The organism is Patulibacter minatonensis DSM 18081, assembly GCF_000519325.1.
Lineage (GTDB): Bacteria > Actinomycetota > Thermoleophilia > Solirubrobacterales > Solirubrobacteraceae > Patulibacter > Patulibacter minatonensis.
Genome location: NZ_KI912613.1, coordinates 2,480,069 through 2,502,834 on the forward strand (window position 1 = coordinate 2,480,069; position 22,766 = coordinate 2,502,834).

General features: G+C 74.5%; 24 protein-coding genes. 15 read left to right on the top strand and 9 right to left on the bottom strand.

The window, feature by feature from the left end:
* Positions 1–3: 3 nt before the first annotated feature.
* Positions 4–1,488 carry a cytochrome ubiquinol oxidase subunit I gene (locus PATMI_RS29345; protein WP_051471399.1) on the bottom strand — a complete coding sequence of 495 codons (1,485 nt, stop codon included), beginning with the start codon at positions 1,486–1,488 and terminating at the stop codon, positions 4–6.
* A 109-nt stretch (positions 1,489–1,597) separates the two neighbouring features.
* Here PATMI_RS29345 and PATMI_RS34425 point away from each other — a divergent pair, with 109 nt between their 5' ends.
* Together PATMI_RS34425 and PATMI_RS29355 are read left to right on the top strand one after the other, a co-directional pair.
* Positions 1,598–2,854 carry a sensor histidine kinase gene (locus tag PATMI_RS34425; RefSeq protein ID WP_026910981.1) on the top strand — a complete coding sequence of 419 codons (1,257 nt, stop codon included), beginning with the start codon at positions 1,598–1,600 and terminating at the stop codon, positions 2,852–2,854.
* The gene (locus tag PATMI_RS29355) at positions 2,854–3,450 is read left to right on the top strand and encodes an ANTAR domain-containing response regulator (protein WP_051471403.1); all 597 of its coding nucleotides are present in this window, start codon (positions 2,854–2,856) and stop codon (positions 3,448–3,450) included. Before PATMI_RS34425 ends, PATMI_RS29355 begins: the two co-directional genes overlap by 1 nt.
* 19 nt (positions 3,451–3,469) lie before the next feature.
* On the opposite strand, the gene PATMI_RS0111385 is transcribed toward PATMI_RS29355, so the two are convergent.
* Positions 3,470–4,039, bottom strand: coding sequence for a hypothetical protein (locus PATMI_RS0111385; RefSeq protein ID WP_026910982.1), 570 nt, complete (start codon positions 4,037–4,039; stop codon positions 3,470–3,472).
* A 493-nt stretch (positions 4,040–4,532) separates the two neighbouring features.
* Here PATMI_RS0111385 and PATMI_RS0111390 point away from each other — a divergent pair, with 493 nt between their 5' ends.
* Both PATMI_RS0111390 and PATMI_RS0111395 read left to right on the top strand, forming a co-directional pair.
* The gene (locus PATMI_RS0111390) at positions 4,533–4,754 is read left to right on the top strand and encodes a hypothetical protein (RefSeq protein ID WP_026910983.1); all 222 of its coding nucleotides are present in this window, start codon (positions 4,533–4,535) and stop codon (positions 4,752–4,754) included.
* A gap of 71 nt (positions 4,755–4,825) precedes the next feature.
* Positions 4,826–5,782, top strand: a complete 957-nt coding sequence (locus PATMI_RS0111395; RefSeq protein WP_026910984.1) for a zinc-binding dehydrogenase — start codon at positions 4,826–4,828, stop codon at positions 5,780–5,782.
* Positions 5,783–5,786: 4 nt separating this feature from the next.
* Here the strand turns inward: PATMI_RS0111395 and PATMI_RS0111400 are convergent, their stop codons facing one another.
* The gene (locus tag PATMI_RS0111400; protein WP_026910985.1) at positions 5,787–6,953 is read right to left on the bottom strand and encodes a hypothetical protein; all 1,167 of its coding nucleotides are present in this window, start codon (positions 6,951–6,953) and stop codon (positions 5,787–5,789) included.
* Between the two features lie 161 nt (positions 6,954–7,114).
* Here PATMI_RS0111400 and PATMI_RS29360 point away from each other — a divergent pair, with 161 nt between their 5' ends.
* The 4 genes from PATMI_RS29360 (at position 7,115) to PATMI_RS0111420 (ending at position 12,496) form a co-directional block, all read left to right on the top strand.
* Positions 7,115–8,716: a DEAD/DEAH box helicase gene (locus PATMI_RS29360; protein WP_036725717.1), complete on the top strand. Its 1,602-nt coding sequence runs from the start codon at positions 7,115–7,117 to the stop codon at positions 8,714–8,716.
* Positions 8,717–9,005: 289 nt separating this feature from the next.
* Positions 9,006–10,013, top strand: a complete 1,008-nt coding sequence (locus PATMI_RS0111410; RefSeq protein ID WP_026910986.1) for a hypothetical protein — start codon at positions 9,006–9,008, stop codon at positions 10,011–10,013.
* Positions 10,014–10,133: 120 nt separating this feature from the next.
* A complete protein-coding gene (locus PATMI_RS0111415) occupies positions 10,134–10,592 on the top strand; it encodes a peptidylprolyl isomerase (RefSeq protein WP_026910987.1) in 459 nt (152 codons plus the stop codon).
* Positions 10,593–10,936: 344 nt separating this feature from the next.
* On the top strand, positions 10,937–12,496 hold the full coding sequence (locus tag PATMI_RS0111420; protein WP_026910988.1) for a succinic semialdehyde dehydrogenase: 1,560 nt from the start codon (positions 10,937–10,939) through the stop codon (positions 12,494–12,496).
* A 27-nt stretch (positions 12,497–12,523) separates the two neighbouring features.
* Here PATMI_RS0111420 and PATMI_RS0111425 read toward each other — a convergent pair whose 3' ends face one another.
* Genes PATMI_RS0111425 through PATMI_RS0111435 form a run of 3 tightly spaced genes read right to left on the bottom strand, consistent with a single transcriptional unit; the run spans position 12,524 to position 14,768 of the window.
* On the bottom strand, positions 12,524–12,979 hold the full coding sequence (locus PATMI_RS0111425) for a hypothetical protein (protein WP_051471408.1): 456 nt from the start codon (positions 12,977–12,979) through the stop codon (positions 12,524–12,526).
* Positions 12,976–13,680, bottom strand: a complete 705-nt coding sequence (locus PATMI_RS0111430) for an HAD family hydrolase (protein ID WP_051471410.1) — start codon at positions 13,678–13,680, stop codon at positions 12,976–12,978. The genes PATMI_RS0111425 and PATMI_RS0111430 overlap by 4 nt, the downstream gene beginning before the upstream one ends.
* The gene (locus PATMI_RS0111435) at positions 13,677–14,768 is read right to left on the bottom strand and encodes a phosphotransferase family protein (protein WP_026910991.1); all 1,092 of its coding nucleotides are present in this window, start codon (positions 14,766–14,768) and stop codon (positions 13,677–13,679) included. The genes PATMI_RS0111430 and PATMI_RS0111435 overlap by 4 nt, the downstream gene beginning before the upstream one ends.
* Positions 14,769–14,832: 64 nt before the next feature.
* On the opposite strand from PATMI_RS0111435, the gene PATMI_RS37405 reads away from it, so the two are divergent.
* From PATMI_RS37405 to PATMI_RS29370, 4 genes are all read left to right on the top strand, one after another.
* Positions 14,833–15,129: a hypothetical protein gene (locus PATMI_RS37405; RefSeq protein ID WP_169738358.1), complete on the top strand. Its 297-nt coding sequence runs from the start codon at positions 14,833–14,835 to the stop codon at positions 15,127–15,129.
* Positions 15,126–15,584, top strand: coding sequence for a SixA phosphatase family protein (locus PATMI_RS37410; RefSeq protein ID WP_051471412.1), 459 nt, complete (start codon positions 15,126–15,128; stop codon positions 15,582–15,584). Before PATMI_RS37405 ends, PATMI_RS37410 begins: the two co-directional genes overlap by 4 nt.
* A 3-nt stretch (positions 15,585–15,587) precedes the next feature.
* Complete coding sequence (locus PATMI_RS0111450) at positions 15,588–16,529, top strand: DNA-formamidopyrimidine glycosylase family protein (protein ID WP_026910993.1); 942 nt, start codon at positions 15,588–15,590, stop codon at positions 16,527–16,529.
* Between the two features lie 152 nt (positions 16,530–16,681).
* Positions 16,682–18,496 carry an FAD-dependent oxidoreductase gene (locus PATMI_RS29370; RefSeq protein WP_051471414.1) on the top strand — a complete coding sequence of 605 codons (1,815 nt, stop codon included), beginning with the start codon at positions 16,682–16,684 and terminating at the stop codon, positions 18,494–18,496.
* Between the two features lie 38 nt (positions 18,497–18,534).
* Here the strand turns inward: PATMI_RS29370 and PATMI_RS0111460 are convergent, their stop codons facing one another.
* Positions 18,535–19,488: an NADP-dependent oxidoreductase gene (locus tag PATMI_RS0111460; protein ID WP_211241724.1), complete on the bottom strand. Its 954-nt coding sequence runs from the start codon at positions 19,486–19,488 to the stop codon at positions 18,535–18,537.
* 84 nt (positions 19,489–19,572) lie between these two features.
* Between PATMI_RS0111460 and PATMI_RS0111465 the strand changes: the two genes are divergently transcribed.
* The 3 genes from PATMI_RS0111465 (at position 19,573) to PATMI_RS0111475 (ending at position 21,276) form a co-directional block, all read left to right on the top strand.
* Complete coding sequence (locus PATMI_RS0111465; RefSeq protein ID WP_026910995.1) at positions 19,573–19,935, top strand: hypothetical protein; 363 nt, start codon at positions 19,573–19,575, stop codon at positions 19,933–19,935.
* 35 nt (positions 19,936–19,970) lie between these two features.
* Positions 19,971–20,465 carry a thioredoxin-dependent thiol peroxidase gene (gene bcp / locus PATMI_RS0111470; RefSeq protein ID WP_026910996.1) on the top strand — a complete coding sequence of 165 codons (495 nt, stop codon included), beginning with the start codon at positions 19,971–19,973 and terminating at the stop codon, positions 20,463–20,465.
* Between the two features lie 85 nt (positions 20,466–20,550).
* Positions 20,551–21,276 carry a hypothetical protein gene (locus tag PATMI_RS0111475; RefSeq protein ID WP_026910997.1) on the top strand — a complete coding sequence of 242 codons (726 nt, stop codon included), beginning with the start codon at positions 20,551–20,553 and terminating at the stop codon, positions 21,274–21,276.
* Positions 21,277–21,363: 87 nt separating this feature from the next.
* Here PATMI_RS0111475 and map read toward each other — a convergent pair whose 3' ends face one another.
* Entirely contained in the window at positions 21,364–22,110 is a 747-nt protein-coding gene (gene map / locus PATMI_RS0111480) for a type I methionyl aminopeptidase (protein ID WP_026910998.1), read from the bottom strand.
* A gap of 53 nt (positions 22,111–22,163) precedes the next feature.
* Positions 22,164–22,766: a flavin reductase family protein gene (locus PATMI_RS0111485; RefSeq protein WP_026910999.1), complete on the bottom strand. Its 603-nt coding sequence runs from the start codon at positions 22,764–22,766 to the stop codon at positions 22,164–22,166.

Sequence of the window (22,766 nt, forward strand, 5' to 3'; positions counted from 1 at the left end):
CTCCTAGTAGGTGAGGGCGAGGCCGGCGGTGGCGCTGCGGCGGTCGCGGTGGTCGTCGCCGGGCGTGCCGCTGCCGGGGTCGGGGCCGCCGCCGTGGTCGTCCTCGTCGTGCTCCGGGTCCGGGCCGAGGCCGCCTGCGAGCTCGTGGCGCATCGTCCGGAGCGCGAGAGCGACGGTGCCGAGGTAGATCGTCAGGAAGACGACGAGGCTCACCGCGACCGCCACGGCGCCGACGTTCGCCGACCGGCCGTCGGCGGTCTTCAGCAGGCCCTGGATGATCCACGGCTGCCGGCCGCCCTCGCGCAGGACCCAGCCGCCGGCCTGGGCGAGGAACGGCGCGGCGACCGCAGCCATCGCGGCGCGGAGGAACCACTTCGACGACGCCAGGCGGTTCCGGCGCGCGAGCAGCAGCCCGAGCGCCATCAGGCCGACGAGCGCCGTGCCCATCCCGAGCATGATCCGGAAGCTCCAGTAGAGGAGCGGGACGTTCGGGACGTAGTTCCCGGGCCCGTAGCGGGCCACGGCCTCGCGCTGGAGGTCGTCGATCCCGCGGACCTTCGCGTTGACGGAGAAGTCGTCGATCAGCGACAGGAGCGCCGGGACCTTCACGTTCACCGTGGGCTCGCCGGGGTTCGAACGCAGCGGCCCGATCGCGAACAACGACAGCGGTGCGGGGGACGAGGTCGTGTAGAGCGCCTCCGCGGCGGCCATCTTCATCGGCTGGCGGTCGACCGCGCGGACGCCCTGGAAGTGCCCGGCGACGATCCCGAGCGATCCGGCGACGAGGCCGATCGCGCACGCCTGCTTCGCGACGCGGGAGAAGGCGTCGACGTCGCGGCCGCGCAGGAGGTGGAACGCCGCGATGCCGAGGACGACGACGCAGCCGGTCAGCAGCGCGGTCAGGACGACGTGCGCGAACGCGAGGCCGACGTCGACGTTCAGGAAGATCGCCCAGACGTCCGTGACCTGCGCCTTCCCGTCGACGATCTCGTAGCCGCGCGGCCCCTGCATCCAGGTGTTGGCGGTGAGGATCGCGTAGGCCGACATCAGGGTCGCGACGCCGACGATCCACAGGCAGGCGAGGTGCAGGCGCGGGCCGAGCCGGCCCCAGCCGAAGACCCAGAGCCCGAGGAAGACGGACTCCACGAAGAACGCGCCGAGGCCCTCGAGTGCGAGCGGCGCGCCGAAGATGTCGCCCGCATAGCGCGAGAACCCGGCCCAGTTCATGCCGAGCTGGAACGTCTGGATGAGGCCCGTGACGACGCCGACGCCGAAGCAGAGCAGCATCGCCTTGGCGTAGTACTTCGTCAGGCGGAGCCAGACCTCGTCGCCGGTCCGCCGCCAGCGGGTCTGCATGACCGCGACCTGGAACGTGAGGCCGATCGAGACGGCCACGATCGAGAAGTGGATGAGCGTCGTCAGCGCGAACTGCCAGCGCGAGAGGTCGAGCGCGACCGACGCGAGCGGGGCGGTGAGTGGGGTGAGCACGAAGGGTCTCCTGCGATCCGTCCGGCCCCTGCAGAGCAGGGGCGAGGGGTGGGACGGGCGACAGGACCCTGGTCACCGAGCGAGAGCGACCGTCTGCGACGATAGCACCGTGGGTGCGACCTCCATCGCCTCTGCGACAGGTCTCACAGCCGCGTCGCGACCGGCCGTCCCACAGGGCGATCCCTCCTCCGACGCGCTGATCGAGGCCGTCCGCGCGGCGGCGCTGCTCGGCTGGCTGTCGATCGTCGCCGTGCTCGTCGGGATCGCCGTCGGGCTGCCCGTCCAGCACGAGTCCGTCGTGCTCGTCACGACCGGGCTGGGGGCCGTCGGGCACGCCGCGCTGGGGCTGCTGCCGTGGGCGCGGATCCTCCCGACGAGCCGCGGCCGGCTGCTCCTGGACGCCTGGTCCGCCGCGCTGCTCGGCGGCGTCGGGGGTCTCGTCGTCACGGCCGGCGGCGCGGCCCGGCTCGACCTCCTCTTCTTCCTCGTGGTGCCGTTCCTCGCGATGGTCCACGACGGCCGGCGACTCGCGCCCTGGCTGGCGGCGGCCGCCGCGACGTTCGTCGCGTCCGTACTGCTCGCGGTCGACCCGCTGCCCCGGCCCGAGGCCGCGCTGCACCTCCTGCTGCTCGCGGCCTCGGCGGCGCTCGGCCGGCAGCTCGCGGCGGCGATCCGTCGACAGACCCACGCGCGGACGGAGGCGATCCGGCGCGCCGAGCTCGAGGGCGCGATGCTCGCCGAGGGCCACCACCGCGTGAAGAACTCCCTCCAGGTGGTCGCGGACCTGCTGCTGCTCGCGCGCCCCGACGACGAGGCGGGCGGCGGGGCGTTCGACCAGGCCGGCGCCCGGATCCGGTCGATCGCGGCGGTCCACGACGTGCTCGCCGCGCGCAGCGGCGGACGGGTCCCCGCGGACGAGCTGCTCGACGCGGTCGTCGGCGCCGCCCACCCGGGGGCCACCGCGCTCTCCGTGGCACCGGTCGCGCTGCCCTTCCAGCAGGCCCAGCACCTCGGGGTCGTCGTCAACGAGCTCGTCACCAACGCGCACCAGCACGGCGCGGGGGCCGTGCGGGTCGCGCTGGCCGTCGACGACGACGGCAGGGTCGAGGTCGCGGTCGCCGACGACGGCCCGGGACCGTCCGCCGACCGCTGGGCGTCGCCCGGCCTCGGGCTGCAGCTCGTCCGTCAGGTGGTCGAGCAGGGGCTCCGCGGGTCGCTGGAGTCGACGGAGGCGGGGATCGTGGTGCGGTTCGCGCTCGACCGCGACGGGCGAGCCGCGGGCGGGGGCGGCGACCTCCCGGCCGGCGGCGACGCCCGGGCGACCCGCCGCGCCGGCGGACGCGGGCGCCCGGGGACGGGGCGCTGATGCGCGTCCTGGTCGCCGAGGACGACCCGATCATCGCGCTGGGCATCGCCAAGCGCCTGCAGGGCCTCGGGCACGAGGTGATCGGCCCGGCCGCCCGCGGCGCCGACGTCCTGCGGCTGGCCGCGGAGGAGGCCCCCGATCTGTACCTGCTCGACGTCGACCTCGAGGACGCCGACGGCCTGGAGCTCGCGGCGACGCTCGCCGCGATCGGGCCGCGGCGCCCGGTGGTCGTCCTCACGGGCCTGGAGGCCCCGGAGCTCGTCGAGCGGTCGATCGCGTCGAAGGTCGACGCCTTCCTCACCAAGCCGGTCGACGACCGGCAGCTCGACGCGGCGCTGCGCCTCGCCGCCGCCCGGCACGCGGAGCACGAGGCGCTCCAGGACGAGGTCACGGGCGCCCGGCAGGCCCTCGCGGAGCGCAAGGTCGTCGAGCAGGCCAAGGGGATCCTGATCCGCGCGCTCGGCATCGACGAGCCCGCCGCCTTCCGGCGGATCCAGCGCAGCGCCCGGGACCGCAACCTGCGCCTCGCCGACGTGGCGCAGTCGATCGTCGACCAGCGGGCACTGCTCGAGGAGCGCGGGGGCGGCGGCGGGTGATCCGGCCGCCGCGGCGGTCCTACGGGCGGTCGTCCGGCAGCGTGATCGTCGCGCCGGGGCCCCGGTCCGCGTCGGCCTGGGACCGGTTCCCGGCGTCCCGGCGCTCCTCCTCCCGAGCCCTCCGGGCGCCGGCCGTGGCGCGCCGCCGCATCTCGCGGCGCAGCGCCGCCTGCGCGCGCGGGTCGTCCGGGCGGCGGGCCGCGCGCATCCGCGCGCGGATGAGACCGCGGTCGGCGGCGGGTGTCGCGGCGATCGCCATCCGGGCCGTGGTCGCGAGGACGCGGGACGAGCGGGTGCTCCCCACCTGCATCTCGTAGAGGTCGGACCACTCGAGTCCCGTGACCGCCGGCCCGCCGGACGCCGCGGCCCGCGCCTTCGCCCGCAGCGCGACCTCGTACGCGGTGGTCACGTCGTCCGGGCGGTCCAACGCGTCGGACCCGAACGCCCGGGCCATGCCGTCGGCGAGTCCGGCGTCGGGACGCGTCGGACGGAGGGCGAGGTACCGCTTCCACGCGACGGCTGCCTGCTCGTACTCGCGGCGCGTCGGCGGGTCGATCGGCTGGTCGGAGGCGATGGCCCTCGATCGCACCCGACCCAGCCGGAGGTGCAGGGACGCCAGGTCCGCCCACGCCGCCGGCTCGTCCGGCCGGTCCCGTGCGCGACGCTCGAGCGCCGGGAGGCGGTCGGCGCCCTCGTCGCGCAGCGCCGCGCGCTGCAGCTCGTCGATGGACGGGCCCCGGAACGTGGTGATCAGGCCCTCGTCGCCCGATCCGCCGCCACAGCCCCGCGAGCGTCGAGCCGGCGACGGCGACCGACGCGAGCACCAGGAGGCGCGACCGGAGGGGATGCGGACGGGACACGCGCATGCTGCCCACCGTAGGGGAGGGCGGGGGCTGGGGGAACCGCCGTTCGACGGTGCTTCCGGGGGCGGCGCCAGTCCGGCCGGGCGCCGTGGACGACCGGTGCCGCGCGATCCGCGTCGACCCGCCGGACGAACGTCCACGACCCGCCGGACGGCCCTCCCGCGGCGGGGACGGACATCCATCTAGGCAGCGCCGCCGGACGGCCCTACCTTCCGTCTCGTGGACCAGATCCTGCCCTTCCCCCAGACCGAGCTGTGGCTCCGGACGACGGTCGTGCTCGACGAGCTCGACCGCCTGCACGAGTCGTGGCTCGACGGCCGGACGCCGACGGCGGCCGAGATCGCCAACGTGGCCGACGACCTCGCCGCGCTGCGCGAGTCCGTCGAGTTCGCCGGCGTGATCGCCGCCTTCGAGGCGCCCGCGGTCACCCCCGCGTACTGACGCCCGGGCACCGGGACCGGGCGCTCGCCGGGGCGCCCGGACTACGCTTCCCGCCGATGTCCGCGCCGACGATGCACGCCGTCCGCCAGCACGAGTTCGGGGGCCCCGACGTCCTCGTGTTCGAGGAGGTCCCGCGGCCGGTCCCCGGACCCGGCGAGGTGCTCGTCCGGGTCCGCTCGGTGGGGATCAACTTCGCGGACACCCACACCCGCGAGAACAGGTACGTCCGCGAGGCGCATCTGCCGCTGATCCCCGGGCAGGAGGTCGTCGGCGTCCGCGACGACACCGGTGAGCGCGTCGTCGCGATGACCCAGGGCGGCGGCGCCTACGCCGAGTGGGCGGTCGTGCCGGAGGACCGCTGCGTGCCGGTCCCCGACGATCTCGCCGACGACCAGGCGCTCGGCCTGCTGATCCAGGGCCTCACCGCCTGGCACCTGCACCGCACCTGCGGCCGGCTGGAGGGCGGGGAGACCGTCGTCGTCCACTCCGCGGCCGGCGGCACGGGCTCGCTGGCGGTCCAGCTCGCGAAGCCCCTGGGGGCCGGCCGGGTGATCGCCACGGCGTCGAGCCCCGAGAAGCGCGAGGCCGCGCTCGCGTTCGGCGCGGACGTCGCGGTCGACCCCGACCCCGAGGGCCTCGAGGGGCGCCTGCGCGAGGCCAACGGCGGCCGCGGCGTCGACGTCGTCATCGACATGGCCGGCGGGCCGGGCTTCGAGGCCTCCCTGCGGGCCCTGGACCCGTTCGGCCGGATCGTCGTCTGCGGGATCGCGTCGAAGGAGCAGAACGAGGTCCGCACCGGCCACCTGCTGCGGCACTCCCGCTCGGTCGTCGGCTTCTGGCTGTTCCACTGCCTCGACGATCCGGAGCGCCGCTTCCGCGCGCCGCTCCGCGACCTCTTCGAGCGGGCCGCCCGCGGCGAGGTGTCGGTCAGCGTCGGTGGGCGGTGGCCGCTGGCCGAGGCCGCGGCCGCCCACGAGTCGCTCGTCGCCCGCCGGACGACGGGCAAGCTCGTCCTCGACGTCGCCTGACCGGCTAGCGGGAGACCGCGAAGACGCTGCGGTTCCCGGGGCTCTCGGTCAGCGAGTAGATCCGGTTCGAGGCCGACGCGAACGTCAGGTCCTCGCCGCCGGTCGGCCACCCGCGGCCCTGCAGCGCGCCGCCGAGCGGGCCCTGGAACAGGCTGTGGTTCTTGCCGCTGGTCGACAGGTACAGCGTGTTCCCGACCGTCATCGCACCCTGCACGTTCGTGGCGGTGGTGGTCCAGACGCCGCTGGGGCTCGTCACCTTGCCGCCGGCGAGGGCCCCGTCGGCCCCGAGCGGCCACCGCACCAGGCGCGACCCGGGCTTGCCGTCGATGTACTCCCCGGTCATCAGGCTGTTCGTCGACCGGTCGTAGGAGACCGACGAGAACCGCAGCCCGCCCTTCGCCTGGTACGACGCCACCTTCGGCAGGACGTACTGGTAGTCCGCGGCCTCGCAGGGGTTCGGGGTGCAGCCGACCTTCGCCTTGTTCCCCGACGTGGCGCTGACCTTCCACATGCGGCCGGTGTCGTAGACGCTGAGGCCACCGGTGGTCTCGGCGACGTAGAGCCGGCGGCCGACCCACGCGATGCCGCCTGCGTGGCTCGCCGTCGAGCGGAAGTCGGCGGTCTTGTCCTTGCGCGTGTACGGGTCGACGAGGAGGACGTGGCGGTACTTCGCCGCCGACAGCTTCTCGGCGGTCACGAACGAGATCCGGACCCCGGGGTGGACGGTCTTCGTGCCCTTCGGGTCCTTCGCGTACCAGGAGACCAGGAGCGCCTTGCGTCCGTCGACCAGGCCGTCGGGCGACGCGTCGGCCGTCCCGGTGATGCCCTGCGGGTAGAACTTCTTCGTCGCGGTGTCCTCGCCGTTGAAGCGGAACCCGTTCTGGAACCCCTTGGCCGCGCGGGACGGATGTCCGGCCGGCAGCGCGCTCGCGTTGCGGTTGGCGGAGCCGAGGACCTCGCCGACGGAGGCGTGGGGGAGGATGCCGTCCAGCCGCCGGACGGCCTTGGACCCCGGCGTCTTCAGGGTCAGCGTGTAGGCGGGCGGGCCGACCTGCGCCGGGGCCTCCACGGCGGACGCGGGGCCGGCGACCGTCAGGGCGCCGAGCGTGGTCGCGGCGAGCGCGGCCGGGAGCGCGAGGGCGGTGCGGGAACGAGGACTGCGGGGGACCATCCCATGACCCTAGGGCCCGTCGCCGGGATCGGAGCGGGCCTCTCACGGGCCTCTCACGGAGGGGTCGGGTGCTCGGCTCAAGGCCCGGTCGGTCCGTGGAAGGCCTCGACGGCGGGGAGGCGGCGCGTGCGCGACCCCCGCACGCCCTAGGATCCCCGGGGATGACCGCGTTCGCAGACCTCCGCCTCTCCGAGCCCGTCCTCGAGGCGCTGCGCGACATCGGCTACGAGAAGCCCAGCCCCATCCAGGAGCAGGGCATCCCACCGATGCTGGAGGGCCGCGACGTCATCGGCCAGGCGCAGACCGGCTCGGGCAAGACGGCGGCGTTCGGCGTGCCGATCATCGAGTACGTCGATCCGACGAGCAGCGACACCCAGGCGCTGGTCCTGACGCCGACCCGCGAGCTCTGCATCCAGGTCACGCAGGCGATCCGCGGCTTCGGGGCGCGGAAGAACGTCGAGGTCGTCGCCACGTTCGGCGGCGCCCCGATCCGCGAGCAGATCTCCCGCCTGCGCTCCGGCGCCCACGTCGTCGTCGGCACCGTCGGCCGCGTGCTCGACCTCATCGATCGCGGCGCGCTCCAGCTGTCCTCCTGCCGTTTCGTCGTGCTCGACGAGGCCGACGAGATGCTCGACCTCGGCTTCCTCGACGACGTCGAGAAGATCCTCCGCCGCACCCCGTCCGGCCGGCAGACGGCGCTGTTCTCCGCCACGATGGCGCCGCCGATCCGCAAGCTCGCGGACAACTTCCTCTACGAGCCCGAGCACGTGAAGGTGAAGTCCGACACGCTGACGGTCGACAGCGTGGAGCAGTTCTTCGTCGAGGTCCCCTCGAAGGACAAGCCCGAGCAGCTGGCCGAGGTCATCGCCGCCGAGCGCCCGCGCCAGGCGATCGTCTTCTGCCGCACGAAGATCGGCACCGACCGGCTCTTCCGCCTGCTGCGGGACCGCGGCAACAACGTCCGCGCCCTGCACGGCGACCTCTCCCAGGGCCAGCGCGACGGCGTGATGCTCGCGTTCAAGGGCGGCCGCGTGCCGATCCTCGTCGCCACCGACGTCGCGGCCCGCGGACTCGACATCTCGACGGTCACCCACGTCGTCAACTACGACGTCCCGCGCTCGCCCGACACCTACGTCCACCGCATCGGCCGCACCGGCCGCGCGGGCGCCACCGGCCGGGCGATCACCTTCGTCGAGCCGAAGCAGGGCCGCGAGCGCGAGGCGATCGAGGAGCACGTCGGCATCCCGATGACCCCGTGGGCCAAGGGCGCCACCACGCCGACGGGCGACCGGCACGCCGCCGCCACGCGCGCCGCGGCGAAGGGCGAGGCCCCGGCCGAGGTCGTCGAGGAGGCCCCGGCGGACGTCGTCGCCGAGGCCGGTCCCGCCGTCGCCGGTGCACCGGCCGACGCGCCGACCGCCGAGGCAGCGCCCGTCGAGGCCGCCCCCGAGGCGAGCACCGACGAGGAGCCTCGCCGCCGCCAGAAGCCGCGCCGTGGCCGCAAGCCGCAGATCCACCACGACGCCGACGAGCCCGGCACCCGCATCGTGCTGGTCCCGGGCGCCGACGACGGCCTCGCGATCCGCGACCTCGTCGAGGCCATCACGTCGTCGACCGGCCTCGACGGCGAGGCCGTCCGCGGCGTCTCGGTGCTCGAGCACTTCTCCTTCGCGACGATCCCGTCCTCCGGCGCCGCCGACGCGGTCGAGGCGATCAACGCCGCCGGCGGCCAGGTGCGCGCCGAGGTCCTGCTCGCCGACTGATCCGTGGGCGGGGCCTCGGCCGGAGCCCCGCTCCGAGGTCCTGCTCGCCGGCCGATCCACGGCCGGTGGGCGCGCTCCGAGGTCCTGCTCCCCGATCGATCTGCGGCCCGGGGTCGCGCGGTGTCGCACAGGCGGGACGCCCTCGACGGCCACGCGGCGCCGGGCGCCCGCAGCGGAGGCCGGGCCGCGAAGGCGGCGCCTCCCCGCTCGCCGGGGGCGCGGGTCGACGCCGTCCGCGCGGGTCCCGGGCCGGCGCACCGGGGGGCCGGTGGTCGCTACGCTCTCCGGCGTGAGCACGCCGTCCGAGCCCCAGGTCCAAGGCCCGACCGACCCCGCATCCGCCAGCATGGTCCGCGTCTGCGACCGCTGCGGCACCGTCTGCGCGGCCGACCAGGAGTGGTGCCTGAACTGCGGCGTGCGGATGACCGAGACCAGCCAGCGCCTGCCCGGGCTCCGGGCCGCCGGCCTCGTCGTCGCCCTCGCCGTGCTCCTCGCCGGCGGCGCGGCCGCGGCGTCCTACGCCGCGCTCCGCGGCGACGCCCGCAAGACCGCCAACGTCCCGGGGCCGACGACCACCGCACCCCCGGTCGCGCAGACGCCCGTGCCGACGACCCCCGTGACGCCCGCGCCCGTCGCCCCGACGGCGACGACTCCGCCGACCACCACGGCCAAGAAGGCGCCGACGACGTCGACGCCCAAGGCCACACCGGCCCCGTCGACGGGCGACGCGACCCCGAACTCCGGCTCGTCCGGTTCGTCGGGCTCGTCCGGCTCCTCGAACGGCAGCACCGGCACGACGACCACCACGAAGACGACCCCGACCACGACGAAGACGACGCCGACGACCCCGTCGGGCCCGATCACCTTCGCGTCGGGCCAGGGCTCGATCTACGACCCCGCGAACGTCGCGGCGGACACCGGCGACGAGCCGAAGGCGATCGACGGCAGCACCGGCACGAGCTGGAAGTTCACGCTCAAGGACGGTCAGACCGGCGGCCTGGGCTACGTCCTCGACTTCGACGACCCGACGACGATCCGGAAGCTGAAGATCTCGACCGCGACCTCGGGCCTGAAGGTCAAGATCTTCGGGACGGCGAAGTCGGGCACGCTGCCGAAGGACGAGCTCGACGCCGCGTGGGAGACCATCGCCAGCGAGCGGTCGCTGAAGTCGGGGAGCACCACCGTCCCGCTGAAGGCGCTGAGCGGCGCGACGACGAAGTACCGCCACGTCCTCGTGTTCTTCACGACGGTCCCCGACGGCACCGCGACGATCCGCGAGTTCACCGCCTCTCGCTGACCGGCCGGACCGGCGACTCCCCTGCGGACCCCCGCGGCGGCGGGTCGTTAGGGTCCTGCGCAGGACCATGCCCGGGGAGCACCGCACGGTGCCCCCACATCCGATCCCGGAGGAGCCCCAGTGAGCACCGCCACCATCAGCACCAGCGAGGGCGACGTCGTCTTCGAGCTGTTCGACGCCGACGCGCCGAAGACCGTCCAGAACTTCAAGGACCTCTCGGGGAAGGGCTTCTACGACGGCCTGATCTTCCACCGGGTGATCGCCGACTTCATGATCCAGGGCGGCTGCCCCCAGGGCACCGGCACGGGCGGCCCGGGCTACGAGTTCGAGGACGAGATCAACGAGCACAAGATCGTCCGTGGCACCCTCGCGATGGCGAACGCCGGCCCGAACACCAACGGCTCGCAGTTCTTCATCGTCACCGCCGACGCCACTCCGTGGCTCGACGGCAAGCACACCGCCTTCGGCCAGGTCACCGCCGGCGAGGACGTCGTCCAGCGCATCGGCACGACGCCGACCGCCGCGGGCGACCGCCCCGTCACCCCGATCGAGATCCGCTCGATCAAGATCGAGGGCTGAGCCCTCCCGCGGCGCTGCCGCCGCGGACCGCAGGACCGAGGGCCCGCCGACCGGCGGGTCCTCGTCGTTCCCGGGCGGGGCGGCCGGCCGGGCCGAGCGCGTTGGCCGGCCGGCGGGTGCGTGTCGGGTTCGGTCCCTGGGCGGTACGCGATTCGACGCGGAGGGACTGACCGTTCGTGCCGTGCCGGCCGCGCACGGCTGATCCGCGGCCCGACGCGCCATGCCCCGCTCCTGGTTCGTGACCCGACGCGACGCGCCCCGCGTCCGGCCCTCGCCCGCCAAGAACATGACGCCAACGTCACCTTTCGTCGCGCCGGGAGCCTACGCGCGGTAGGGTCGACGGCATGAGCACGCAGGAGCAGGCGCCCGAGAAGGCCGACGGTCCGTCGTCGGCGCAGGAGAAGCCGGTCCAGAAGGCCGTGATCGACCCGGCCACCGGCCAGACGATCGCGTGGGTCGACGAGCTCGGCCCGGCGGACGCGCAGAAGGCCGCCGCCCGCGGCCGCGCCGTCCAGCCCGCGTGGGAGGCCCTCGGCTTCGAGGGGCGCGCCCGCGTCATGCGCCGCGCGCAGAAGTGGGTGACCGACCACGCCGACGAGCTGATCGCCACGATCGTGTCGGAGACCGGCAAGGCCTGGGAGGACGCCCAGGCCGCCGAGGTCATGTACGCCGCCGCCGCGTTCGGGCACTGGGCCGACCACGCCGGCGACCTGCTGGCCGACGAGCGGATCAAGGTCTCCTCGCCGCTCCTGAAGGGCAAGAAGGTCCTCACCCGCCACGCGCCGCTCGGGCTCGTCGGGGTCATCGCCCCCTGGAACTACCCGTTCACCAACGGCTTCGGCGACTGCATCCCGGCGCTCATGGCCGGCAACAGCGTGCTGCTGAAACCCGCCGAGAAGACGCCGCTGACCTCGCTCCTGATGGCCCGCGCGCTGAAGGAGTGCGGGCTGCCCGACGGCGTCATGCAGGTCCTGACCGGCAAGGGCTCGGTCCTCGGTGAGGCCCTCGTCGACGTCGTGGACATGATCATGTTCACCGGCTCGACCCCCGTCGGCCGCCGCATCGGCGCGCGCGCCGGCGAGCGCCTGATCCCGTGCTCGCTGGAGCTCGGCGGCAAGGACCCGTTCATCGTCTGCGCCGACGCCGACCTCGAGCGCGCCGCCAACCACGCGCTCTACTACTCGATGTTCAACACGGGCCAGACCTGCATCTCGGTCGAGCGCGTGTACGTCGAGGCCCCGGTGTACGACGAGTTCGTCGCGAAGGTCGCCAAGAAGGCGAAGAAGCTCCGCAACGACCGCCCGACGGGGCCCGGCGCGACCGAGGTCGGCGCGCTGACGATCGAGAGCCAGGTCGCCACGGTCACCGAGCACGTCGAGGACGCCCGCAAGAAGGGCGCGACGATCATCGCCGGCGGCAACCCGGATCCGGACAAGCCCGGCTGGTGGTACCCGCCGACGGTCCTCACCGACGTCGACCACACCATGGAGTGCATGACGGAGGAGACCTTCGGGCCGACGCTGCCGATCATGAAGGTCGCCGACGTCGAGGAGGCCATCCGCCTGGCCAACGACAGCCCCTACGGCCTGATGGCGTCCGTCTTCACGAAGGACATGGTCAAGGGCGAGCAGATCGCGCGCCGGATCCAGGCCGGTTCGGTCCACGTCAACGACGCCCTGATCGGCTACACCGCGCTCGAGGCCCCGATGGGCGGCTGGAAGGACTCCGGCCTCGGCGCTCGCCACGGCGCACCCGGCATCCGCAAGTACACGAACTCGCAGACGCTGATCCTCTCGAAGTACCACCTGAAGAAGGAGCCGCAGGTCTACCCGTACACGGGCCGTGGCTTCAAGCTCCTGACCCGCGTGACGCGCCTCTTCTACGGGCGCGGCGCGCGGGACTGAGCGACGGGACTCAGCCTGGTTGCAGGCTCAAGCGGCCGCGGTCTCGCGGCCGTCGACGCCGTGCTCGTTCACGGCGTAGCGCAGCCCCACGCAGCCGGTGCAGCCCACGCAGCCGATGCAGTCCGTGCAGTCGGCGCAGAACGCGCAGGCCATGCACCGGGTGCAGCGCGCGCAGAGAAAGAGCGCCACGGACGACGCGATGCGGAAGCTCCCGGCGACCGCGGCGCTCGTGCGCACGCCGATCGACCCGGCGACCGCCGCCGACGCCGCCACACCGACGGAGCCCGCCACGGCGGCGCAGGCGACGACGCCGACCGACCCGGCGACCGCGGTGCCGGCGGCGACGCCCACGGAGCCCGAGACCGCATCGACGGCCGCGACGCCCACGGAGCGGTCGACGGCGTCCCCGACCGAGAGGGCGAGGCGCGGCGGCGCAGGGCCGTCGTCCAGGAGCAGCGCCCCGATGCGCTCGAGGCCGCTCATCGGAGTGGCACCCCGAAGAGGGCCTCGAGCTGGGGAATGGTCTCCTCGGCGGAGCGGTGCAGGACCGTGCGCATCCCGAGCTCCTCGGCCGCCGGCAGGTTGAAGGTCAGGTCGTCCACGAACACGCACTCCGTCGGGGGCAGGCCGATGCGCTCGGCCCCGGTGAGGAAGATCTGTGGCGCGGGCTTGCGGATCCGCTCCTCGTGGCTCAGCACCACGGCGTCGAACGCCTCCGTGAGCAGCGCGGTGTCGTACCGCATGCCGTCGCCCCAGGAGTTCGAGACCAGCCCGGTCCGGATCCCCGCGGCGCGAGCGGCGCGGACCATCCGCCCCATCGCCTCGTCCGGCTGCAGCGCGGCGAACATCCGGTGGACGAGGCCGTCGGCGCGGTCGGGCCGGAGGCCCGCCAGCGCGGCGAACGGCGGACCGAACCCGACGGTGTCGATCGCTCCGGCCTCGATGTCGATCAGGAGCTGCCGGGCCTCGGGATTCGTGCGGAACAGCTGCGCCAGCGACCCGGCCTCGAGGCCCTCGGCGACGGCGAACGCGTCGAACGCCTCGAAGACGCTGCTGGTCAGGACGCCGCCGAAGTCGATCAGGAGGCCACGGGGTCGCTCGCCCTCGGACGCTGCGACGCCGGACGCCTCCGGGGCGCCGGAGGCGACGCCGGGACCGGACTCGCCCGACGCCGGGCCGCTCACGCGTCCTCCCCGTGCGCGATCGCGAGCGAGTAGCGGGCGATCTCCGGGATCTTCTCGCCGAGCCCCGCGAAGAACGGGTCGTCGCCCGCGCCCGCGAGGTGCCGCTTGTAGGAGCCCTCCAGGAAGACGCAGGCCTTCCAGCCGGCTAGCGTCTGGTGCCAGCGGACGTCGCCGACGTCGCGGCCCGACCGCTCCGCGTAGCGGTCGACGATGTCCTGCCGCGACGGGAAGCCGGGCTCGGCCGTGACCGACGACATCGCCGCGAGCGGCCCGGAGTCGATCCCGGCGGCCGCGTAGTTCGCGGTCAGGTAGCCGACGTCGGCGAGCGGGTCGCCGATCGTCGCGAGCTCCCAGTCGAAGATCGCGGCCAGGTGGGGCGGCGCGTCGGCGGGCCCCGCGCCGTACATGACGTTGCCCATCCGGTAGTCGCCGTGGACGAGCGTGGACTCCGCCTGCTCCGGGCGATGGGCGGTCAGCCAGGCGAGGAGCTCGTCGACCTCGGCGAGCTCGCGGGTGCGGTTGTGGTCCCACAGCCCGGAGAAGCGCCGGAGCTGCCGCTCGAGGTAGGCGTTGTCGCCCTTGCCGAACCACTCGAGCCCGGCGGCGCGCCAGTCGACGGCGTGGAGCTCGACGAGGCCGTCGACGAGCTCGTCGACCAGCGCGTCGCGCGCGGCGGGGGCGTCGAAGCGCGCCGGGAGCTCCTCGCCGATGACGTCGCCGTGGACCTGCTCCATCACGTAGAACGGCACGCCCAGGAGCGCGTCGTCCTCGTGCAGCAGCAGGACCTTCGGCGTGCGGACGTCCTGGGACTCCAGCCCCTGGAGGAGCCGCGCCTCGCGGACCACGTCGTGGGCGCTCGGCGGCAGCGGCGGCCGCGGGGGCCGGCGCAGGACGACGTCGGCCCCGGTGCGCGACAAGAGGTACGTGATGTTGCTGTGCCCGTCGCCGATCATCCGCGCGTCGATCGGTCCGGAGCCGATCCCCGCCGCGTCGAGCAGCTCCTCGAGCGGACCGAGGACGAGCAGCGGCGCACGGTCCTGGGCCGCGGCCTCCTCCGGGGTCTGGACGACGAGGGCGCTCTCCGGCATGGGCGCAGGCTATATCGGCGGGACGGTCGTCGATCGGACGCTCGTGCCGACGTACACTCGGGACGTGCAGTCGCTTCCCGTCACGTCGCCGCACGACACCCCGCCGTCCGCCGGGGCGACGACCGTGGTGCTCGCCTCCACGGCGGTCGTCGGGCTGATCCTCGTCGGCCGGGCCGCGTGGCTCCGGGCCGCCGGCCGCCGGTTCGCCGCCGTCCGCGGGCCGCGGTTCGAGCGCGCGGACACCCCGCGGGCTCCGTCGACGGACGTGCACCCCGCGCGTCCGAGGTCCGCACCGGCCCGCTCGGCGTCGCCCGGCGCCGCGGTGTCGCACGGCACCGCCACGGCGGAGGCCGCGTCGTGAGCGAGCTCCTGCTGCTCCGCCACGGCACCGCCGAGGACCGCGGGCCGTCCGGCGGCGACGCCGACCGCGACCTCGTCGCGAAGGGCGAGGCCCAGGCGCGCGCGGCCGGGGTCGCGCTCGCGGCGCTCGGCCTGACACCGGACGTCGTGCTCGCCTCGCCGAAGGTCCGCGCGTGGCGGACGGCGCTCCTCGCCTGCGAGGCACTCGGCGGCGCGCCGGTCGAGCACCCCGCGGTGGTCGGCCTGGACCGCGACGAGGCGCTGCTGGCCGCCGGGCTCGGCGACCGGGTCCTCGTCGTCGGGCACGAGCCGGACCTGTCGCAGACGGTCCACGACCTGACCGGCGCCCGGATCCGGATGCGCAAGGCCGCGGTGGCCGTGATCGCCGTCCAGGGCTCGCGCGCCGAGCTGCGCGCGCTGCTCGGCCCGGACGTCCTCTCCCGGGTGCGGGGCTGACGGATGCCCGAGCTGCCCGAGGTCGAGATCACGGCGCGGCTGCTCTCCGCCGCGCTCGCCGGGGCCACCGTCGACTCCGCCCGCGCGCCGGGCCTCGCGACGATGCAGACCTTCAAGCCCCCGCTCGACGCCCTCGCCGGCGCCACGCTGGAGCGGATCGAGCGGCGCGGCAAGATGCTGCTCGTGTGGTTCGCGGGCGGGGGCCTCGTGACCGACGAGGACCCCGAGGGCCGCGCCGCGCTCCTGATCCACCTGATGAGCGCCGGGCGCCTGCAGCTGTTCGAGAAGCGGGCGACGATGAAGGACCGCACGGCCCGCATCGTGATCCGCCTGAACGGGGGCGCCGACGGCTTCGAGGAGGAGCGCGAGCTGCGCCTGAAGGAGTTCGGCACCCGCCAGTCCGCGTGGGGCCGGCTGCTGCGCGCGGCCGACGTCGAAACCGACGAGCGGCTCTCCACGCTCGGGCCGGAGGCGTGGCCCGACACGCCGTCGTTCGTCGCGGCCGCGGGCGACGCGTCCCCCGGCGACGGTCCCCCGCTCGCCCTGCCGCCGCGCCGGACCCTCCGCGGCGCCCTGCGCGACCAGCGCGTGATCGCCGGCATCGGGCGCCGCTGGGCCGACGAGGTCCTGTGGGAGGCGAAGATCGCCCCGCTGCGCCGGGCCGGCGACCTCGACGACGACGAGCGCGCCGCCCTGAGCGCGGCGATCCGCTCGCGCCTGGACGAGGGCATCGCGGGCTACGTCGAGAAGCTGAAGCTGCCGCTGAAGGACAAGATGCCCGTCCCCGAGCGGGTCCACGGCCGCGCGGGGGAGGCCTGCCCGCGGTGCGGCGACACGATCCTCGCCGTCCACTACGAGAGCGACGAGATGGCCTACTGCCCGACCTGCCAGACGGGCGGCAAGCCGTACAAGGACCGCCGGTTCTCGCGGCTGCTGAAGGACTGACGCCGGCGGCGAAAAGCTGACACGGCCGCCCCGAGCCGTTAAGGTGACGCAGGCGTCATTCTTTTCGGGCCGGCGCCTCACGGCCGGCCCGGGGCAGCGAAGGGGAGAGCGGCATGGCTACGACGGCAGGCGACAGGTCCTCGAACACCGGCATGACGGGCCGGGTGGGTGGGAGCCCCATCTCCGGGGTCGCCCGGACCACCGGCGATGACGGGTCCTTCGACACCGACTGGGTCGTCATCGGGTCGGGCTTCGGCGGCTCCGTCAGCGCGCTGCGCCTCGCCGAGAAGGGTCACCGCGTGACGGTGCTGGAGCGCGGCGAGCGCTTCGAGGACGACACGATGCCGAAGAGCTCGTGGGACCTCCGTCGCTACTTCTACGCGCCGCGGTTCGGCCTGCGCGGGCTGTTCAAGCTCACGACGTTCAAGGACGTCTTCATCATGAGCGGCGCGGGCGTCGGCGGCGGGTCGCTCGTCTACGCGATGACGCTCTACGTGCCGCCGAAGGCGTTCTTCGAGGACCGTCAGTGGGGCGACCTCGCCGACTGGCGCGCCGACCTGGCGCCGCACTACGAGACCGCCCAGCGGATGCTCGGCGTCACGGACGTCACCGCCGACGACCCGGCCGACCAGCTGCTCAAGGAGTACGGCGAGGAGATCGGCGTCGGCCACACGTACCGCAAGGCGCGCGTCGGCACGTACCTCGAGAACGACGGCGTCGAGACCGACGACCCGTACTTCGGCGGCGAGGGCCCCAAGCGCATCGGCTGCTCGTCGATCGGGCGCTGCATGCTCGGCTGCCCGCAGGGCTCGAAGAACTCGACGACGAAGAACTACCTGTACTTCGCCGAGAAGAAGCACGGCGCGAAGATCGAGCCCGGTCGCGAGGTCGTCTCACTGACCCCGCTGAACGGCACGGACGGCACCGACGGCTGGCAGATCGTCACCGAGCGCACCGGCGCCCGCTGGCGCAAGGACCGCCGCGCGATCCGCGCCCGCGGCGTCGTGATCTCCGGCGGCGCGCTCGGCACGAACGAGCTGCTGGCCCGCTGCAAGATCAACGGCGACCTGCCGAAGGTCTCCGACCGCCTCGGCGCCCTGGTCCGCACGAACAGCGAGGCGATCCTCGGCGTCACCGTGCCGGAGGGCCGCGCCGACGCGCTCGCCAAGCGCGTCGCGATCACGTCGTCGATCTACCCCGACCCGCACACGCACATCGAGACCGTCACCTACGGCGCGGGCGGCGGCGCGATCCGCGGCCTCTTCACCGTCATGACCGGCAACGGGACGCGCCTGACCCGGCCGCTGAAGTGGCTCGGCCAGATCGTCCGGCACCCGAAGTGGATCTTCGAGCTGCTGTTCTCGAAGAACTGGTCGCAGCGCACCATCGTCGTGCTGGTCATGCAGTCGCTGGACAACTCGATCAGCCTCGTCGCGAAGGGCCGTGGGGACGGCCGCGTGAAGCTGCAGACCCGGCAGGACCCGGACAACCCGAACCCGACGTTCATCCCCGCCGCCAACGCCTTCACGGCCTGGCTCGCGCGGAAGACCGGCGGCGTGCCGGGCTCCTCGACCACCGAGGCCCTCTTCAACATCCCGTCGACCGCCCACATCCTGGGCGGCGCCCCGATCGGCCGCGACCGCGACCACGGCGTCATCGACAAGGACCACCGCGTCTTCGGCTACGAGAACCTCCTCGTCTGCGACGGCGCGGCGATCCCGGCGAACGTCGGCGTCAACCCGTCGCTGACCATCACCGCGATGACCGAGCTGGCGATGTCCCGCATCCCGGCCAAGGGCGGCGGCACGGTCGCGGTCCCGTTCGGCTCGGTCGCGATCGCCGGCAAGACCGCGAGCGGCGAGCCCGAGCCCCTGCCCCTGAGCCAGACGGCCGCCGGCGCGGTCGCGGAGCAGGCCGCGACGCAGGAGCAGGCCGACCAGGACGAGCAGCACCCGACGCCGGCCTGAGGCGGGCGGGCCGGCCCCCGGCCCGCCCGCCGGCCGGGTCAGTCGATCGTCAGCACGATCTTGCCCCGCGTCCCGCCCGCCGCGATCAGCTCGTGGGCGCGGGCGGCGTCCGCGAGCGGGAGGGTCTCCGAGACGTGCGGCTTCAGGGCGCCGCGCTCGACCGAGCCGGTGAGGAGCTGCAGCTCGAGACCGTCGGGGGCGACGAACACGAGCGGGTCGTGGACGCCGTCCGGGGCGGGCGGGCGGTTCGCGGTCGGGAGCGTGACGATCGTGCCGCCGGGCTTCACCGTCGAGGCCGCGGGCTCGCGCGCCGGGCCGCCGAACGCGTCGAGGGCCAGGTCGACCGGCTCGATCCCCGCCGCCCAGTCCGGCTGCGTGCGGTCGACGATCTCCGACGCGCCGAGCGTCCGGACGAAGTCGACGTTGTCCGGCGACGCGACCGCGACCACCACGGCGCCGAGGTCCGCCGCGATCTGGACGGCCAGGTGCCCGACCCCGCCGGCCGCGGCGGTCACGAGGACCCGCTGGTTCGTCTCGAGGCCGCCGGCGTCGACGAGCGCCTGCCAGGCGGTCAGCCCGCCCATCGCCAGCGCGGCGGCGTGGACGTCGTCGAGCGACCGGGGCGACCGGCTCAGCTGCGACACGTGCGCGGTCGCGTACTCGGCGTAGGCGCCCGCGGCGTACGGGAACCCGACGGTGCCGAAGACGCGGTCGCCGACGCCGAACCGCGCGACCCCGAAGCCCGCCTCGACGACGGTGCCGGCGAGGTCCCACCCCGGGATCCACGGGAAGCCGTCGTCCCCGAGGAACCGGGTCGCGCCGGCACCGGACCGCGTCTTGGCGTCCACCGGGTTGACGCCCGCGGCCGCGACGCGGATCAGGACCTCGCCGGGACCGGGCGACGGCCGCGGGACCTCGCGGAGCTCCAGGACCTCGGGTCCGCCGGGCTCGGCGGCGACGATCGCGCGCATGACGTCGGGCAGCTCGCTCATGACCGGCGACTCTGGCAGACCGGCGAGCGGACCCTCCGCCGTTCGGCGGTCGACGCGCGGGCACCGTCGGAGTAGGTTCGCGCCATGCGTGCTCCGGCCACCTCCCTCGCCACCGTCGCCCTCGCACTCGTCGCCGTCGCGCCCGCCTCGGCCGACAAGGCGCCGAGCTCGAGCCAGCGCGCCGCCATCGCCGCGTCCGCGGGCATCCCGGCCCGGTGCCTGATCATCCGGATCTCGTCGCGGAGCAGCCACTACGGGTCGCTCCGCTTCGACCAGTCGAAGTACTCGTCGTGCAAGCGCCACGCCAGCGACGGGATCGCGATCGTTCGACGCACGAACGGCCGGTGGCGCCAGCGCTACGCCGGCTCCGACTGCATGACGCCGCCGTCGCGCGACGTCCCGACGAAGGTCTGGAAGGACCTCAGCAGGACGTTCTGCGGCCGGTAGCGGGCGCCGGGTCGCGGCCCGGCATACTCGGCCGCATGAGCCCCGCGACGCCCCTGACGGTGACGACCGGCGAGACCGCCCCCGACTTCACGCTGCCCGACGCCGAGGGCACGCCCGTGACGCTGTCGGAGCTGCGCGGCGGCTGGGTCGTCGTCTACTTCTACCCCAAGGCCTCGACGCCCGGATGCACCACGCAGGCGTGCTCGATCCGGGACAACCGCGCCGAGTACGAGCGTCGCGGCGCCCGGGTTCTCGGGATCTCGCCGGACCCCGTGGCGAAGGTCGCGAAGTTCGTCGAGAAGCAGGCGCTGGACTTCACGCTGCTGGCCGACGAGGACCACGCGGTCTGCGAGGCGTACGGCACCTGGATCGAGAAGTCGATGTACGGCAAGACCTACTGGGGCTCGTCCCGGTCGACCGTGATCGTCGACCCCGAGGGCGTCGTCGCCGAGGTCTTCCCGAAGATCTCGCCGAAGGACCACGACGAGAAGGTGCTGGCGGCGCTCGAGGCGCTGCAGGCCACCGGCTGAAGAGGACGCGCGCCTCGCGCCGGCGACCGCGGGACGGGTGTGGACACCTCCCCGTCCCCGAGCTCCGCGCAGTACCTTGTCCGCGATGCGCACGGGGCTGGTCCACAGGTCGCTCGCCGTCGGGGCGGCCGTCTCGGTCCTGGGACTCGCCGCGTGCGGTGGTGGCGGCGGGTCCGGGACGACCACCGGCGCCGTGCCGCCCGGGAGCTCCGCGAGGGTCGGGGACTCGGGCGACGCCGCAAAGCCCCGCGACTCCCGCGACGCGGCGAAGGCGAAGGCGAAGGCGACGCGCTCCCGGCAGGCCGCGGAACGCAGGCCGACCAGGGCGGAGGCCCGCCGTGCGGCACGGGTCGAGGCCCGACGCGCCCGCGCGGCGCGTGCGCGCGAGAAGCGCCGCGCCAAGCGCACCGAGGCCCGGCAGGCACGCGCCGAGCGGGCGAAGCTCCGGAGGGAGACCGCCGCCGCGCTCGGCACCCCCGAGCGCGCCGTCTCGACCTACCTCACGGCCTTCGGCGCGGGCGACGGCGCCGCGGTCTGCCGGACGTACACGAAGGCCCAGCAGCGCCGCATCGCCCGCTCGTTCGGGACCACGTGCGCCAAGGGGATCAGGCAGGCGTTCGAGACCGGCGGCGGCACCGAGGGGTACGAGCAGGGGCTCGGGAGCCTGCGCGTCGGCGAGGCGCAGGTCTCCGGGTCCCGTGCCGTCGTCCAGCTCGTGCCGCTCGCCGGCGGCGACGCCGACCCGTCGCTCGCGGTCAAGCTGGTGCGCACCGGCCGGATCTGGCTGATCGCCCGGCCCAGCGGCGGCTGATCCCGCGCCCCGGCCGCGACGGCCGGGCGCCCGGCGGAAGGCCGACCGCCCGCACCCGGCCGCCCCGGCCCCGCGGCGCCGCGCCGCCTACGCCTTCTGCGTGAGGATGATCGGCTCGCCGTCCTGGACGACGATCGTGTGCTCGACGTGCACCGACAGGCGGCCGTCGGCGGTCGCGATCGTCCAGCCGTCCCCGCGCTCGATCAGGCGCGGGTTCCCGAGCGTCAGCATCGGCTCGACCGCGATCACGAGGCCGTCGGCGAGCGGGGCCTTCAGCGACGGGACGTCGACGTTCGGGACGGTGGGATCCTCATGGAGCTCGCGCCCGATGCCGTGGCCGCAGAGCTCCTCGAACGGCGTGGCGCCGAGGGCGGCGGCGGTCTCCTGCACCGTCCGGCCGATGTTCCGCAGCGGCATGCCGGCCCGCGCGGCGCCGAGGGCCGCGGCGAGGCACGCGTCGGCGACGTCGAGCAGCCGCCGCGCCTCGGGCGAGACCTCGCCGACGGGCACGGTGACCGCGGCGTCGGCGAGCCAGCCGTCGAGCTCGGGCGTGACGTCGAGGGTGACGAGATCGCCCTCCTTGAGCTTCCGGCCGCCCGGGATCCCGTGGACGACCTCCTCGTTCACCGAGATGCAGGTGGAGCCCGGGAACGAGTAGGTCTCCATCGGTGCCGACAGCGCGCCGTACTCGTGGAACGTGCGCGCCGCGATCAGGTCGAGGTCGGCGGTCGTCACACCGGGACGCACGGCGTCGCGCATGCGGTCGATCGTCTCGGCGACGAGGGCGCCGGCGCGTCGCAGTCCCTCGAGCTCCTCAGGCGTGGTGACGATCATCGGAGGAGCCTAGCCCGGTGGCGCGCCGTGCCGCTGCGGCGCGCGAGCGCCGGTCAGTCCGCCTCGTACGGGATCCGGTCGATCCGCCGGATCTCGCCTCGCGTGCCCCACTCGTTGCGTCCCAGGCGCGAGAGCGGCGCGAGCCGGTCGATGGCGGGGAGCCCGTCCTCCGCCAGCACCGCGTCGTCGACCGCCGCGTGCACGACCCGGCCGAGCACGAGCCACGAGTTGCCCAGGTGGATCGTGCTGTGCAGCTCGCACTCCAGCGCGACGGGGGACGCCCGGACCCGCGGGGGACGCACCCTGAGGCTCGGCTCGCGCTCGAGGCCGACCGCGTCGAACTCGGAGCGGTCGGCGGGGTAGTCCGTCCCGGTCGCGTTGACCTGGTCGAACAACGGCTCCGGGGTCAGGGAGACGACGAACTCGCCGGTCGCCTCGATGTTCCGCAGCGAGTCCTTGCGGCCGACGGACGTGAACTGCACGATCGGCGGGGCGACGCTCGCGACGGTGAAGAACGAGTGCGGCGCCAGGTTGTCGACGCCGTCCTCGGAGGTCGAGGAGACCCAGGCGATCGGCCGCGGCACGATCGCCGCCGTCAGCAGCGCGTAGAAGCGGCCGGGGCCGAGCTCGTCAGGATCGAAGTCGGTGCGGGGCAT

Excerpts from the sequence above, each read along its gene's own strand:
- PATMI_RS29355 (WP_051471403.1), top strand. The coding sequence starts at position 2,854 with ATGCGCGTCCTGGTCGCCGAGGACGACCCGATCATCGCGCTGGGCATC.
- PATMI_RS0111395 (WP_026910984.1), top strand. The coding sequence starts at position 4,826 with ATGCACGCCGTCCGCCAGCACGAGTTCGGGGGCCCCGACGTCCTCGTG.
- PATMI_RS0111400 (WP_026910985.1), bottom strand. The coding sequence starts at position 6,953 with ATGGTCCCCCGCAGTCCTCGTTCCCGCACCGCCCTCGCGCTCCCGGCC.
- PATMI_RS29360 (WP_036725717.1), top strand. The coding sequence starts at position 7,115 with ATGACCGCGTTCGCAGACCTCCGCCTCTCCGAGCCCGTCCTCGAGGCG.
- PATMI_RS0111420 (WP_026910988.1), top strand. The coding sequence starts at position 10,937 with ATGAGCACGCAGGAGCAGGCGCCCGAGAAGGCCGACGGTCCGTCGTCG.
- PATMI_RS0111425 (WP_051471408.1), bottom strand. The coding sequence starts at position 12,979 with ATGAGCGGCCTCGAGCGCATCGGGGCGCTGCTCCTGGACGACGGCCCT.
- PATMI_RS0111435 (WP_026910991.1), bottom strand. The coding sequence starts at position 14,768 with ATGCCGGAGAGCGCCCTCGTCGTCCAGACCCCGGAGGAGGCCGCGGCC.
- PATMI_RS0111450 (WP_026910993.1), top strand. The coding sequence starts at position 15,588 with ATGCCCGAGCTGCCCGAGGTCGAGATCACGGCGCGGCTGCTCTCCGCC.
- PATMI_RS29370 (WP_051471414.1), top strand. The coding sequence starts at position 16,682 with ATGACGGGCCGGGTGGGTGGGAGCCCCATCTCCGGGGTCGCCCGGACC.
- PATMI_RS0111460 (WP_211241724.1), bottom strand. The coding sequence starts at position 19,488 with ATGAGCGAGCTGCCCGACGTCATGCGCGCGATCGTCGCCGCCGAGCCC.
- PATMI_RS0111465 (WP_026910995.1), top strand. The coding sequence starts at position 19,573 with ATGCGTGCTCCGGCCACCTCCCTCGCCACCGTCGCCCTCGCACTCGTC.
- bcp (WP_026910996.1), top strand. The coding sequence starts at position 19,971 with ATGAGCCCCGCGACGCCCCTGACGGTGACGACCGGCGAGACCGCCCCC.
- PATMI_RS0111475 (WP_026910997.1), top strand. The coding sequence starts at position 20,551 with ATGCGCACGGGGCTGGTCCACAGGTCGCTCGCCGTCGGGGCGGCCGTC.
- map (WP_026910998.1), bottom strand. The coding sequence starts at position 22,110 with ATGATCGTCACCACGCCTGAGGAGCTCGAGGGACTGCGACGCGCCGGC.
- PATMI_RS0111485 (WP_026910999.1), bottom strand. The coding sequence starts at position 22,766 with ATGCCCCGCACCGACTTCGATCCTGACGAGCTCGGCCCCGGCCGCTTC.